We start from the raw sequence: 14093 nt of genomic DNA, 5'->3' as shown, positions 1-14093 counted from the left end.
GTCAGGCCTTTCGGGTCCGGGCCGCGAGCAGCCAGACGAGGTAACCGCCGCCGAGTACGACGGTGACCACGCCGACGGGAAGCTGGGTGGGGGCGATCACGGTCCGGGCGACGAGGTCGCTGACGGTCAGCAGCACCGCGCCCATCAGGGCCGAGCAGGCCAGCGGGAGCCGCGGGGTACGGGTCAGCCGGACCGCGAGTTGCGGGGCGAGCAGGGCGACGAAGGAGATCGGTCCGGCGACGGCGGTGACGACGGCGGTGAGGGTGACTCCGACGAGCAGCAGCCACACCCGCAGCCGGCCGGCGGACAGGCCGCGGCCGATCGCGGCGTCGTCGCCGAGGGGCAGCAGCCCCATGCCGCGGCTGAGCAGGGCGGTCACCGGGGTCAGGACGAGCAGGGCGACCGCGACCGGGGCCAGTTGCGGCCAGGTCATGGTGTCCAGTGAGCCGGCACCCCACATGGCCGCGGCGGCGGCCTGTTCGAGGCTGAGGGTGATCATCAGGTACGCGTTGACGGCGGCGAGCAGGGCGCCGACCCCGATGCCGACGACGATCAGTCGGTAGCCCTGCAGGCCCCGGCGCATCGCGAGCGCCCACACGAGCAGTCCGGTGCCGAGCCCGCCGGCCAGCGCACCGATGATTGTGCCGTAGTAGGCGCCGCCGACGAGGACGGTGCTCAGCAGCGCGCCGGTGTACGCGCCGGTGTTGAAGCCGATGATGTCGGGGCTGCCGAGCGGGTTGCGGGTCAGGGTCTGGAAAAGGGCGCCGCTCAGCGCGAGGGCGGCGCCGCCGAGGACCGCCATCAGTACGCGGGGCAGCCGCCACTCGACGACGGTGCGCCGTACGGCGGTCTCGCCGTGGCCGGTCAGTGCGGCCCAGATCTGGGCCGGCGACAGTTCGGTCTCTCCGACGGTCAGCGACCAGGCGGCGACGCCGACGGCCACGACCGTGAGGATCGCGCCGACGGTGAGGACGCGGGTGTCGACGCGCAGCCGGTGGGAGGCGCCGAGGGACAGGAACCGGATCCGGCGCGGCCACAGCGGCGGCGCGCCGACGGTGGCGGGCGCGGTCACCGCGCCCTCGCCCGGCCCGCTCACAGCGCCCTCCCCTGCGGGCGGCGGACGAGCCAGATGAGCAGCGGGGCGCCGAGGAAGGCGACGACGATGCCGACCGGCACCTCGTTGTCGAGCAGTACCCGGCCGACGATGTCGGCGGTGAGCATCAGCACCGGGGCGGTCAGGACGCAGAGCGGGACGACGCGCCGCTGGTCGGGGCCGGCGATCATCCGGACCGCGTGCGGCACCATCAGGCCCACGAACGACAGCGGTCCGACGGCAGCCGTCGCCGCGCCGCAGAGCAGGGCGATCGCGACGAAGCCGGTGGCGCGTACGACGACGGTCCGGGTGCCGAGCGACCGGGCGACGTCGTCGCCGAGGGCGAGCGCGTTGAGTCCGGCGGTGAGCATGACCGCGAGCAGCACGCCGACCAGCAGGAACGGGGCGACTCCGACGACGACGTCGAGTTGGCGGCCCTGCAGCGAGCCGGCCTGCCAGAACCGGATCCGGTCGAAGACGTCGGGTCGGGTGAGGGTGATGCCGTAGCTGATGCCGGTGAAGACCGCGCCGACGGCGACGCCGGTCAGCACGATCTTGATCGGGTTCGTGCCCTGGCGGCCGGTGGTGCCGACGACGTACACGAGGATGGAGGTGACCATCGCGCCGAGCAGGGCGAACCAGACGTAGCCGGCGATGGAGGTGACGCCGAGGAAGCCGGCCGCGACGGCGACGAAGAAGAAGGCGCCGGAGTTGACGCCGAGGATGCCGGGGTCGGCCAGCGGGTTGCGGGTCAGCGCCTGGGTGACCGCGCCGGCGACACCGAGTCCGGCGCCGACGAGGACCGCCAGGACGGTGCGGGGTACCCGGTAGTCGCGCACGATGATCCCGGCCGGGGAGTCGGTGTCGATGCCACGCAGCGCCTGCCAGCTCTGCGCGGCGGTGATGTCTCCGGAGCCGACGAAGAGGCTCAGGACGACCAGGGCGAGCAGTGCGGCGGCGACGCCGGCGAGCACGAGGGCGCGGCGGGCGCCACCCCGTACGCGCGGCACGTCGCTCACGACGGCACTGATCGTCACCGGACCTCCAAGCCAGGTTTGCCTTGCCTAACTTAGGGTTGTCCTGGGATGCGTCGCAATCCCGGCCAGGCGCCAGCGAATACGGCTGATCAGACAAGCATGCTGCGATAGGACCCCGGGCTGCGCCCGACGACAGCGCGGAACGCCTCGATGAACGCACTCGTCGTGTCGTACCCCACAGCCTCGGCGACGTCCGCCACCGAAACCCCCTCGCCCAGCAACTGCTGCGCCCGGTAGACCCGCAGCATCGACCGCCAGCGGGTGAACGACACCCCCGCCGAGGCGCTGAACGCCCGCGCCAACGTACGGCTGCTGAGCCCGGCCGACTCCGCCCACTCCTGCAGCGAACGGCGGTCCCCCGGATCGTCGATCAGCGCCCGGACCAGGTCGCCGATGCGCGGGTCGTCGGGAACGACCCACCCCCACGGCCGGTGCGACGGGCGCAGCAGGTCGAACACGACCGCCTCGGCCCGCTGCCGGGCCCCGGCCGTCAGGTCGTCGGCGAGCAGGTATTCCAACAGCCCCTCCAGCAGCGGGGTGATCTCCAGCGCCACCGGCTCCGGCGAACACACCACCGGCCCCGGGCGGGCGGTACGCGGCGTGAAGAAGCTGGCGTGGAAGTCCGAGCCGGCCGCCGCCGTACCGGCGTGGACGATGCCGGCCGGCATCCACACCCCGATCCCGGCCGGCAGCATCCACACCCGGTGACCGGCCGTCACCGACATCGACCCGCGCCGCACCCACAGCAGCTCGTGTACGGAATGGCGGTGGGGTGCCCACGCCATGCTCCGGGGCAGCAGGCCGCGCTCACCGGCGATGACGAACTCGGCGTGCCGGTCGGCCGCCTCGGGCTCCGGCCCGGGGAGGGCGGCGCCGGGGTCCACCGCGGCGGGTGCCGCGTGTTCCGCCGGGGCGGGTGCCGCGTGTTCCGCCGGGGCGGGCGCCGCGTGTTCCGCCGGGGCGGGCGCCGCGTGTTCCGCCGGGGCGGGCGCCGCGTGTTCCGCCGGGGCGGGCGCCGCGTGTTCCGCCGGGCGGGCGCCGCGTGTTCCGCCGGGGCGGGCGCCGCGTGTTCCGCCGGGGCGGAAGCCAGGACCGGGGTCGGGGAGGTCATCCGGTCATCCTGCCCCGGGTCGGTGCCGGGCGGGCCGACCGGTCCCCCGCCCGCACCCGCGGAGACGCCCGCTGAGCAGGGGTTTCCCCCGACGGTCACATATGATCCCAACCGGGAAGTACGAGCCGTCCCGGGCCGGACGGGCGACGGAAGGCCGGTGACGCGGTGGAACTGGAGCTCGCCGTCCTCGGCGTGGCCGCGATCCTGATCATCGTGACGGTGGCGTACTTCGCCCCCCGGATCGGGGTCGCCGCCCCCATCGCGCTGGTCCTGGTCGGCATCGGGTGCAGCTATCTGCCGGGCACCCCCGAACTCGTCGTCGACCCCGACCTGATCCTGATGGTCGTCCTGCCGCCGATCCTCTACTCGGCGGCCGTCAACGTGCCGGCCAGCGACTTCCGGCGCAACTTCAAGGCCATCAGCAGCCTCGCCGTCCTGCTCGTGCTCGTCTCCGCCTTCGCCATCGGGTTCCTGCTGCACCTGCTGCTGCCCGATCTCGGACTGGCCGCCGCCGTCGCGCTCGGCGCGGTCGTCAGCCCGCCGGACGCGGTGGCGGCCACCTCCATCGGCAAGCGGCTCGGGCTGCCGCCCCGCCTGGTCACCGTCCTCGAGGGCGAGGGACTGGTCAACGACGCCACCGCCCTGGTGATGCTGCGCTCGGCCGTCGCCGCGACCGCCGGGGTGGTGTCGTTCTGGGGCGTACTCGGCGACTTCGTCATCGCCGTCGCCGTCGGCCTGGTCATCGGCCTGCTCGTCGGGCTGGTCACCGTACAGGTCCGGGCCCGCGTCGACGAGCCGGTGCTGAACACCGCGATCTCGTTCGCGGTGCCGTTCCTGGCCTTCATCCCCGCCGAGGAACTGCACGCCTCCGGCGTCCTCGCCGTCGTCGTGGCCGGCCTGGTCACCGGACACCAGAGCGCCCGGCACTTCACCGCCCAGGCCAGGATCAGCGACCGCACCAACTGGCGCACCATCCAGCTGCTGCTGGAGAACGGCGTCTTCCTGCTGATGGGCTTCGAGATCACCACGATCGTCCACGACGTCGAGAACCAGCACCTGAGCGTCGCCGGGGCGGTCGCCGTCGGCCTCGCCGTGACCGCCGTGCTGGTCGTCGTCCGGATCGCGTACGTCGTACCGCTGATCGCCTCGCTGCGCCACGACCAACGCCGGGCCGCCCGCCTCGCGCCGTACCTGGAGAACGCCCTGGCCCGGGTCGACGAACTCCAGCAGCGGGCGACCGACGAGGACCGGCGGCTGCACCGGCTCACCCGGCGGCTGCGCCGCAAGCAGGCCGACGCCAGCTTCCTGGCCGCCGAGGGACTCGGCTGGCGCGGCGGCGTCGTGATCGGCTGGTCCGGCATGCGCGGCGTGGTCACGCTCGCCGCCGCCCAGTCGCTGCCCGCCGACCTCCCCTACCGGCCGCAGCTCATCCTGATCGCCTTCACCGTCGCCATCGTCACCCTGATCGGTCAGGGCGGCACCCTGCCCCTGGTGATCCGCAAGCTACGGATCAGGGGCTCGGACACCGACGCGGACCGGCGCGAACTCGCCAGCCTGATCGACGAGATCACCACCGTCGGCGGCGCCACCCTCGACAACCCCGACCTGCGCCAGGCCACCGGACAACCCTTCGACCCGCAGGTCGTGGAACGGGTCCGGCACGACAACGCCGCGATCGCCAAGGCCCTCGCCGAACCCCATGACCCCGCCGAACCCGGCCGGCTGCACCAGCGCCGCGAACTGCGCCGGCTGCTGCTCCAGGCCGCGCAGGCGGCGCTGCTGGACGCCCGCGCGTCGGGCGTCTACAGCTCCCGGGCACTGGAGCACGCGCAGATCATCCTCGACAACGAGACGTCCCGCCTCGACACGGCCGGCCCGCGCCACTGACCGCCGGCGTCACGCCGTGCCGACGAACTGGCTCACGTGGTAGGCGGTGCTGCGGCCGTCGGGGGTCCGGGTCCACTTCGAGACCATCAGGTGCAGGTTGTTCGTGCCGGTCGCCGACCACGGGTGGATGAAGCCGCCGTACAGGGCAGGCTCCTGCCAGTGGGTGACCTGGACCTTCTCCGCGGTCCAGACCCGGTCCGGGCCGGCCGCTGTGCGGGTCACGATGTTGCCGGTGGCGCAGTTCAGGTAGGCCATCACCCACGTGCCGTCGGCGAGCCGGCGCACCGACGGCTCACCGAACCGGCCGGTCAGGATCGGGGTGCACGGCCGGCCCCAGCCCCAGTCGCTGCCGTTCCAGCCCCAGCCCTCGTACGACTCCGGAAAGAACAGCCGGTCCCAGCGGACCCGGCGCAGCATCATCGGGCCGTCCTGGCGCCCCGACCGCACCGAGAAGACGTAGACCCATTCACCGTCCCGCTGCATCGTCCACATCTGGAACGGGTCGGTGTTGGTGCCGTTGTTCCACCACTTCAGCGGCGTACGGATGAAGTCGTTGCCGTTGTCGGAGTAGGCCAGGCCGGCGTAGCGGGACTTCCAGTGCGGGCCGGCCGGCCCGGCGGAGTGCCAGTTCTCGATGCTCATGTACGAGATCAGTTGCCGGCCGGTCTCCGGGAAGCTGATGCCGTCGTTGGGGATGACGGTCACCTCCCAGAGGCCGTCGATGCCGATCCCGTTGTGGCCGTTGTGCATCAGCTCCGGGGCCCGGCCGTTGCCGGCGACCCGGGCGGCGCTGTCGAAGACGACCCCGCCCGGCGCCCCCGGGTGGATGTTGGAGCGCAGCATCACCGGGGAACGCCAGTCGTTCGGCAGTGGCGGCCCCTCCGGCCACGGGGTGTCGAACGTGTCGCCGAGCAGGTAGCCGATCGAGCCGTTCTCCAGCACGTACGGGATGCCGAGGTCGGTGCCGGCGACCCGCCACCGGCTGTTGGTGTCGAGGTCGGCGCCGGTCAGGCGCTTCTTCCAGGTGGCGGCCTGCGCCCGGCCGGGCAGGACCAGGGTCGGCACGACGGCCGCGGCCGCCCCGGTCGCGGCGACCTTACCCAGGAACGAACGACGATCGAGCACCATGACCCCTCCTCGTTGAGGAGGATCAATCTATCTGGCTCGATATATTTTGTCATCGGCGCCGTACCCGCCGGCCGCCGGATCAGCCCGGCCGGACCCGCCGTCCGCCGCGTCCGGCAGCCGGGCGACCAGTTCCCGGACCTGGTCGCGGCTCAGTCGCGCGCCCTGCCCGAACGCCGCCTTGAACACGTCCACCGACAGCCGTTCCCGGACCGCCGCGACGTTGCGCCGGCTGCCCATCGGGTCCATCTGCTCCGGCTGGTATCCGACCTGCCGCCCGAGCGTGCCCACCGCGCCGAGCAGCATGGCGCCGTCGCCGGGCCGGCCGGTCATGCCGAGCGTGCCCGCCAGCAGTTCGACGCCGGCGAGCCAGCCGGTGACGTCGCCCTGGGCGTCGAGGTCGACGGTGCCCCGGCGGGCCAACCGGTACGCGTCGGCGTAGTCGGCCACGTCGACGGCGAGGTTCGCCCGCATCCACCGGCCGGAACTCGCCGACCAGCCGAACCCGGCCCGGGTACCCACCCGGATCGACTCGTCGAGGGTCGCCGCCGCGGCCGTCGCGGCGCCACTGATCCGCTCGACGAACCCGACGATGATCAGCGCCTCGGCCACCAGCCAGTCGGCGCCGGTGTTCCGGGCCCGCTCCAGCGCGACCCGCCCCGCCGCCCCGCCCGCTCGATTTGCCCGGACAGACCGAGGAAGTAGGCGTGGTAGATGTGCGCCCGGGTGAGCGTGGCCGGGGTGCCGCCACGTTCGGCGCACGCCATCGCCGCGGTGATCGCCTCCCCGGACGCGGCGAGGTCGCCGACCAGGTAACGCAGGCAGGCCAGGCCGGTCAGGGCCCGTGCCCGGTCCTCGTCGCGGGCTCCGGGCACGGCGGCCAGCGCCATCGACAGCCAGTGGGTGCCCTCGGCGACGTGGGACCGCCGATACCAGAACCAGGCGCTGTCGGCCGCCAGCCGCAGTCCGTCCTCGGGCGCCGGTCCGCCCAGCGCGAAGGCCAGCGCCGCCCGGATGTTCGCCTGTTCGGCACGCAGTGTGCCCAGCCACCGCGGGGCGTCGGGCCCGCGCAGCCCCTGGTCGGCGGCGGCGGCCAGCGGAAGCAGCCAGTCGAGGTGCCGACGGCAGAGCCGCAGTCGCTGCCGCGGGTCGAGGTCGCGGCCGGCGTACCGGCGCAGTGTCTCGAGCATCCGGTAGCGCCGGCGGCCCGGGCCGGGCACGTTCACCAGCAGCGAACTGTTGATCAGACCGGTCAGATCGGGCAGCAGTGTGGGCACGTCGGTGCCGGCGACCGCGGCGACCGCGTCGGCGTCGAACGTGCCGGCGAACACGCTCAGGCTGGTGAACAGGTCCCGCTGCGACCGGGACAGCAGCCGGTGGCTGGAGCCGATCACGTGACTCAGGGAACGATGCCGGTCGGGCAGGTCACGTCGCTGGGCGCCGAGGCTGAGCGGATCGAGGCTGTCGCGGATCTGGGTGGGAGACAGCGCCACCGTCTGCGCCGCGGCCAGTTCCACCGCCAGCGGCAACCCGTCCAGGGCCGCGCAGATGTCGCCGATCGCGGCCAAGTCCACCGCGGTCGCGGCCCAGTGCGGCAGCAGGGCGGCGGCCCGATCGGTGAACAGTTCAACGGCTTCGTCGCCGGCGGGCAGGGGTGGCACGGGATAGCGCCGCTCGCCGCCGATCGACAGCGGCTGTCGGCTGGTGGCCAGCACGCGCACCCTCGGCAGTTCGACGAGCAACCGGGTCACGAGCGGGGCGAGCGCCTCGACCAGGTGCTCGCAGTTGTCCAGCAGCAGCACCGCCGGGTCGTCGGCGACGGCGTCGGCGACGGCCGCGAGGTCGGTGAGCACGGCGAGCCCGAACGCCTCGGCGACGGTCGCCTCCACCAGCGCCGCGTCGGTGAGGTCGGCCAGTTCCACCATGTACACGGGCAGGTCCAGGTCGTGGCAGAGGTGCCGGGCGAGGCGGGTCTTGCCGCTACCGCCGGGCCCGGTGAGGGTGACGAGCCGGTGCGCACGCAGCAGGGCGTCGACATCGGCCAGTTCGGCCCGACGCCCGATGAACCGGTCGACCGGCACCGTCACCCGGGTGGGGGTGACCGTGCGCGGGCGGGGCGGGACCGGTGCGGCGGGAAGCAGGTCCGGGTCGCGCCGCAGGATCGCCTGGGCCAGGTCGGCCAGCTGGACGCCGGGATCGAGGCCGAACTCGCCGGCGAGCAGCGCGCGGAGCTCGTGGTAGATGTCGAGCGCCTCGGCCTCGCGCCCCTGCCGGTACAACGCCAGCATCAGGTGGGCACGGGCCCGCTCACGTAGCGGATGGGCCCTGACGACGGCCTGCGCGGCGGCGGCCGCCTCGGCCGCCCGGCCCAGGGCGAGCAGCGCCTCGATCCGCGCCTCGGCGGCGACCTGGCGCAACTCGGTGAGGCGGGCAGCCTCGGCCCGCACGGCATCCGCCCGGAGGCCGGCCAGCACGGGTCCCCGCCACAGCCGCTCGGCCGCGTCCAGCAGATCGACGGCGCGCTGCGGGGTGCCCTCGGCGAGCGCCGCCCGTCCGTCGCCCAGCAGCGACTCGAACCGGTCCGCGTCGACGCCCCCGGGGGCGACGACGAGCGTGTAGCCGCCGTGCCGGCGCACGAGGGTCTGCTCACCCAGTACGCCGCGGAGCCGGGAGACGTAGGTCTGCAGGGCGTTGACGGCGCTCGGCGGGGGGCGGTCCGCCCAGACGTCGTCGATCAGCCGGTCCACGGTGACGAGCCGGCCCCGGTTCAGCAGCAGCGACGCGAGCACCACACGCGGCTTGTGCCCACCGAGCACCACCGGGCGTCCGCCGGAGGTCACCTCCAACGGCCCCAGGATCCGGAAGTCCACCCGGCACCTCCCGTTCTGCGTCGTCCGGGCCGACCCGCCACCCACGGTCTACATCGGACGCCGACGGGCAACGGGACGGCTCCCGCCTGGCCGCACCCGATTCTGCACGCCGCCTGCACGCGATCTGCACGCAGCCTGCGGGCGCGGGCGGGAAGACTGCCGGATCGGCCGGCCGCGACCGCGGCCCGGCCGAAACTGAGGGGGCAAAGTTGACAACACGAAAGTACGGCTTCGGCCGGGCGAGACCCGGTGGACGATGGCGGCGGGCGCTCGCCGCGCTGCTGGTGGCGGCCACCGCCGCCACCGGCAACCTGGTGACGGCCGCCGCCGGCCACGCCGCTTCCGGCGTCGTGATCCAGGAGGACGTGCTGCGCGCCCAACTGTTCGGGTCCTACATGCGCAGCCGTACCAACGGTCATGAGGGTCTGAAGAACCTGTGGCTGAGCGCGGAGCTGCTGGGCCACCGGCAGCTACACCCGCAGGCGACACAACAGCAGCTGCTTCAGCACGTGGTGCAGATGAACGACGTCTACAACAGCCGGATCAAGGCGGCGGACCTGGAGCGGCCGCTCTACCAGTTCATGGTGAAGCTGCTGGACTTCTCGGCGCAGCATCCGGCCGGCTCGATCCCCGCCCCGATCATGAAGGAACTGATCGAGTCGACGGTGGGGCGCCAGCTCGAGAACTACGGCGGCATGGTCGACGAGATCCACGCCTCGCAGTTCCGCAACGCCTTCTTCACCCAGGTCTACCAGGTCCAGGAGCGGGTCTGGGGTGAAATCGCCCGGCGCGGAGCCAGCGACGCCACCTTCACCGCGGCCTGGAACTCCTACCTCGGCGTACGGTTCAACGTCAGCGCCGACGCCACCACCGACCAGCTCCTGGCCGATCCGCTGCTGGCGGCGTACGTCAACACGCAGGCACTGCTCGACCACTCGGCGAACCTCGAGCTGTACCTGCGGGAGGGCAACGCCGCGCTGAGCGAGCTGCTGGCGCAGCTCAACACGCGGCTGTCCGAGTCCAACACGCAGGCGTCGAACCTGAACGTGAGCTTCCCGGTCGTCGGCCCCAACCCGACGCAGACCGACCTGGACCGGGCCCGTGCGCAGGTCCAGCAACGCCAGCAGTGGATCGACGGCGCCGCCGGCGCGTTGCGGGTGCTGTCCACGCTGGTCGGATTCGCCGACGAGAAGGCCGGAAAGGCGGTCGCCACCACCGGCACCGCCGCCGTCCAGATCGCGACAGCGGTCAACCAGTGGATACCGTCGATCGCGGGCAAGACCCTCAACCAGGCACTGACGTCGATGAGCACCCTGGTGCTGGCCGGCAACCTGATCGGCGCGTTGCAGACCCTGGCCCCGCTGTTCCTGCGGACCGCCCCGACACTCGACGAGCAGATCCTCGCCCAGGTCCTGGAACTCAAGGAACGGATCGTCCAGCTCGAGAGCAACATGAACACCCGGTTCGACCGGATCGAGAACGCCCTGGTGGAGATCTACAAGGGCATGACGCTCCAGTTCGATGAGCTGCTCAAGGGCCAGCGGCTGACCCACGAGCAGCTCGCCCAGATCATCCGCAACCTGTCCGACCTGACGGCGAAGGTCGACTTCTGGGGCGAGAACATCTTCCTGTCGCTCAAGGCCGACAAGTTCCAGGGCGTCGAGCGGATCATCAACCAGTGGGTGGGTTACCGCACCGCCACCGGCGGCCGGGAGATGACGTGGCCGGAGTACTGGCAGGCGGCCACGGACCTCGAGTTCGCGGCCGAGACGACCAGCACGCAGGCGCCACTCGCCGCACCCGTCAGCGACCACGACGTCAGCACCGTGCTGAACACGTACGGTCCCGGCGGGGCGCTCGCCTACCTGAACGCGTACGCCCGCCGGAACCTGGAGCTGCCCGCCGGAAGTGTGGCGACCAAGGTGCCCGACGTCGAGTACTGGCTGCTCGCCGCAGAGGGGTACAAGATGCTGGTGGCGCAGAACCCCGACCACGCCCGGGGCGTCACCGGACAGGCCGAGGCCGTGATGGGCGCCGGCCAGCACATCCAGGCCACGGTCCGGATGTTCAGCCAGCCCCAGGAGTCGGGCCCGGTCCGGCTGAACAAGATGTTCGTCAAGCTGCTCGACAACTACGACCGACACACCCAGGCGATGACGGCCGAGTTCACCCGGTTCGCGCAGACCTACCCCAGCCGGCCCGGATACAGCGTCTTCCTGCCCGCGAACCAGACGGTGCCGGAGAAGCCGACGGCCGAGCCGTCGGCCGTTGCCCACTGCAGCCGCAGCGGCGTCGCCACCCGGTCCCGGCCCGCGAACGTGGTCAGCCTCGACCTCCAGGAGCTGTGGGTAACGCAGTACGCGCGCCCCAACACCCCGGTCCAGGTCTGCTACGAGACGTCGTGGACCAACACCGTCGGCCCGGAGGAGCCCGACCCGGATCGCCCGTACGCCGTCTACGCCGACCTGTCGGTGCGGTTCAAGGTCCAGCAGGTGTGGAACGGACAGCCGGTGGTCGTGCGCCAGTGGTCGAAGGTCTTCCCGTACGGCCAGATCCAGCAGTACAACCCGAACAATCCGGGACAGTCGTGGAGCGTGAGCACCGACAGCGTCATGAACGCCCGGTGGCAGTCGACCTACCGGGTCCAGTTCGAGCAGTCGGCCGAACTGTCCGACAACTCGGAGGCCGGACGCCGGAAGGCCAGGGAGTGGCACTACCAGCAGGCGGGGCAGTACTACACCGACGTGGTGTCGGCCCTGAACACGCCGGGCACGCGGCTCCACGAGGAGAACCGCAAGCTGACCGAGACCGTGCTGCTGTTGCAGACGTACACCAAGCTCGGGTTCGCGCAGACGCGCGAGCACGACGACATCCTCACCCAGCACCTGTACGGGAACGACCGGATGCCCGCGGACGTGGCCGGGGTGGCGCAGGTGACCCAGCCGTTCCTCGTCGCGCGCAACAACTACTGCGCGAGCGTGGACGGCGACGGTCGATGCGTGGTCAAGGGCGACGCACTGCTCAGCCCGCGTACCGGACAGGACCAACGGCTGCTGCCGTGCGACCTGCCGGAGGTGCGTGACCCGATCGAGGCGTGTTTCGCCATCGCCAGCTACTGGCGTCCCAAGGTGGTACGGGACCGGCTCGAGGTCGCCAGCGTCCGGATCGCCGGCGGGTTCCAGGAAGGACTCCCGGCCGTGGACTACATGATCCAGTCCATCACGACCCTGGACGCGGTCAGCAAGCGCTGACCGCACCCCGGGGCGCCCCGGCCCGCCTGTGCCTGGCGGACCGGGGCGCCCCGGCACAGCCATGGCCGGACCCTCAGGCCACGTGCCGGTACGCCGGATAGGTGAGGTATCCGGCGTCACCGCCGGCATACCAGGTCGCCGGGTCGTCCGGCGCGATCGGCAGCCCCTGGCGCAGCCGCTCGACGAGGTCGGGGTTGGCGATGAAGGCACGGCCGAAGCTGATCAGGTCGGCCCCGAGGCCCAGCCAGCGGTCGGCGGCCGCCCGGTCCGTCGGACGTGGCCCCATCGGGAAGGCAGGGTTCACCACGAGGGTGCCCGGCCAGGCGGCGCGGAGCCCGAGCAGCACCTCCTCGTCGGTGGTCGCCTCGAGGTGGACGTACGCCAGCCCGAGCGGCGCGAGTTCGGCGAGCAGTGCGCCGTACAGCTCGGGTACGTCGGTTTCCGTCGCGCCCCAGATGCCGGCGCCCGGGGACAGCCGGATGCCGGTCCGGTGGCCGCCGACCGCCTCGACGGTCGCGGACACCGCCTCCACGGCGAACCGGATCCGGTTGCCGATCGACCCGCCGTAGCGGTCGGTGCGCAGGTTGGCGCCGGTGGAGAGGAACTGGCCGATCAGATAGCCGTTCGCGCCGTGCAGTTCCACCCCGTCGAAGCCGGCGTCGACGGCCCGCCGGGCGGCGTCGGCGTACGAGTGGACGTGCTCGGACACCTCGGCGGTGGGAAGCGCCCGCGGGACCGGCGCGGGCTTCGGCCCGGTCGGGGTGAACACCTCGCCGACGGCCGGAACCGCGGACGGCCCGACCGGCTGCAGCCCCGTCGTCTCCGGGTGCGACACCCGGCCGCCGTGCATGATCTGGGCGAAGACCCGCCCGCCGTTGGCGTGCACCGCACCGGTGACCTGCCGCCAGGCGGTCACCTGCCCGTCGGTGTGCAGCCCCGGTGTGCCCGGATTGGACTGCCCGATCAGGCTGGGTTGCACCCCCTCGGTGACGATGAGCCCGGCGGTGGCGCGCTGGGCGTAGTAGGTCGCCATCGACGGCGTCGCCAGGCCGTCCGCGGCCGCGCGGACCCGGGTCATCGGGGCCATCACCACCCGGTTGGGCAGGTCCAGTTCGCCGAGCCGGTAGCGGTCGAAAAGGGTCGTCACAGTCCGCACTGCCTTCCAGAGGTCCCACAGGGTCACGCCCGTCGACCGGGCGCCCGGCTACGCTAAAACCTGACACTGACGTCAGATGCAAGCATTGAGATACGGGTTACCGCGGAGGCGGCATGCGGATCGGAGACCTCGCGGCACGGACGGGCGTGAGCGTGCGCTCCCTGCGCTACTACGAGGAGCAGGGCCTGCTCGTCAGCACCCGCAGTTCCAGCGGTCAGCGGCACTACACCGGCGACGAGATCGGGCGGGTGGCCTTCATCCAGCGCCTGTACGCCGCCGGACTCTCCAGCCGGACCATCGCCGAACTGCTGCCCTGCGTCGACTCACCCAGCGAGCAGAACTCCGACGAGGCGTTCGAACGGATGGTGCGGGAACGGGACCGCATCACCGACCACATCGGGGAGCTGACAACGGCCCGGGACGCCCTCGACCGACTCATCGACACCAACCGCGAACACCGGGCCCGGCTCCCCACCCCCACCCCCACCCCCGCCCCCACCCCCACGTTGATCAAGGACTTGTTGCACGACAAACCCGACACGACGGGCACGGTTTGTCCGTGA

At 72.4% G+C, this 14093-nt stretch carries 10 protein-coding genes; 3 read left to right on the top strand and 7 right to left on the bottom strand.

Features of this window, described 5'->3' with window-relative positions; all coding sequences use genetic code 11:
- Position 1: 1 nt before the first annotated feature.
- From Prubr_RS27295 to Prubr_RS27285, 3 genes are all read right to left on the bottom strand, one after another.
- The gene (locus Prubr_RS27295) at positions 2-1096 is read right to left on the bottom strand and encodes a FecCD family ABC transporter permease (RefSeq protein ID WP_246567713.1); all 1095 of its coding nucleotides are present in this window, start codon (positions 1094-1096) and stop codon (positions 2-4) included.
- The gene (locus Prubr_RS27290; RefSeq protein WP_246567711.1) at positions 1093-2130 is read right to left on the bottom strand and encodes a FecCD family ABC transporter permease; all 1038 of its coding nucleotides are present in this window, start codon (positions 2128-2130) and stop codon (positions 1093-1095) included. Before Prubr_RS27290 ends, Prubr_RS27295 begins: the two co-directional genes overlap by 4 nt.
- An 89-nt stretch (positions 2131-2219) precedes the next feature.
- Positions 2220-3014 (bottom strand): helix-turn-helix domain-containing protein, encoded by a 795-nt coding sequence (locus Prubr_RS27285; protein ID WP_212817763.1) that lies wholly within the window; start codon positions 3012-3014, stop codon positions 2220-2222.
- Between the two features lie 392 nt (positions 3015-3406).
- Between Prubr_RS27285 and Prubr_RS27280 the strand changes: the two genes are divergently transcribed.
- Positions 3407-5128 (top strand): cation:proton antiporter, encoded by a 1722-nt coding sequence (locus Prubr_RS27280; protein ID WP_212817762.1) that lies wholly within the window; start codon positions 3407-3409, stop codon positions 5126-5128.
- 9 nt (positions 5129-5137) lie between these two features.
- Here Prubr_RS27280 and Prubr_RS27275 read toward each other — a convergent pair whose 3' ends face one another.
- The 3 genes from Prubr_RS27275 to Prubr_RS27265 are packed head-to-tail and all read right to left on the bottom strand — an operon-like array spanning position 5138 to position 9123.
- The gene (locus Prubr_RS27275; protein ID WP_212817761.1) at positions 5138-6256 is read right to left on the bottom strand and encodes a glycoside hydrolase family 183 protein; all 1119 of its coding nucleotides are present in this window, start codon (positions 6254-6256) and stop codon (positions 5138-5140) included.
- Positions 6257-6283: 27 nt separating this feature from the next.
- On the bottom strand, positions 6284-6865 hold the full coding sequence (locus Prubr_RS27270; protein WP_212817760.1) for a hypothetical protein: 582 nt from the start codon (positions 6863-6865) through the stop codon (positions 6284-6286).
- Entirely contained in the window at positions 6850-9123 is a 2274-nt protein-coding gene (locus tag Prubr_RS27265; protein ID WP_212817759.1) for an ATP-binding protein, read from the bottom strand. The genes Prubr_RS27270 and Prubr_RS27265 overlap by 16 nt, the downstream gene beginning before the upstream one ends.
- A gap of 209 nt (positions 9124-9332) precedes the next feature.
- Between Prubr_RS27265 and Prubr_RS27260 the strand changes: the two genes are divergently transcribed.
- The gene (locus tag Prubr_RS27260) at positions 9333-12374 is read left to right on the top strand and encodes a hypothetical protein (RefSeq protein ID WP_212817758.1); all 3042 of its coding nucleotides are present in this window, start codon (positions 9333-9335) and stop codon (positions 12372-12374) included.
- Positions 12375-12447: 73 nt separating this feature from the next.
- On the opposite strand, the gene Prubr_RS27255 is transcribed toward Prubr_RS27260, so the two are convergent.
- Positions 12448-13521: an alkene reductase gene (locus Prubr_RS27255; RefSeq protein WP_212817757.1), complete on the bottom strand. Its 1074-nt coding sequence runs from the start codon at positions 13519-13521 to the stop codon at positions 12448-12450.
- A gap of 122 nt (positions 13522-13643) precedes the next feature.
- On the opposite strand from Prubr_RS27255, the gene Prubr_RS27250 reads away from it, so the two are divergent.
- Complete coding sequence (locus Prubr_RS27250) at positions 13644-14093, top strand: MerR family transcriptional regulator (RefSeq protein WP_212817756.1); 450 nt, start codon at positions 13644-13646, stop codon at positions 14091-14093.

This window comes from Polymorphospora rubra, assembly GCF_018324255.1.
GTDB classification, from domain to species: Bacteria; Actinomycetota; Actinomycetes; order Mycobacteriales; family Micromonosporaceae; genus Polymorphospora; species Polymorphospora rubra.
This window is presented reverse-complemented; position numbering and strand designations above follow the sequence as displayed.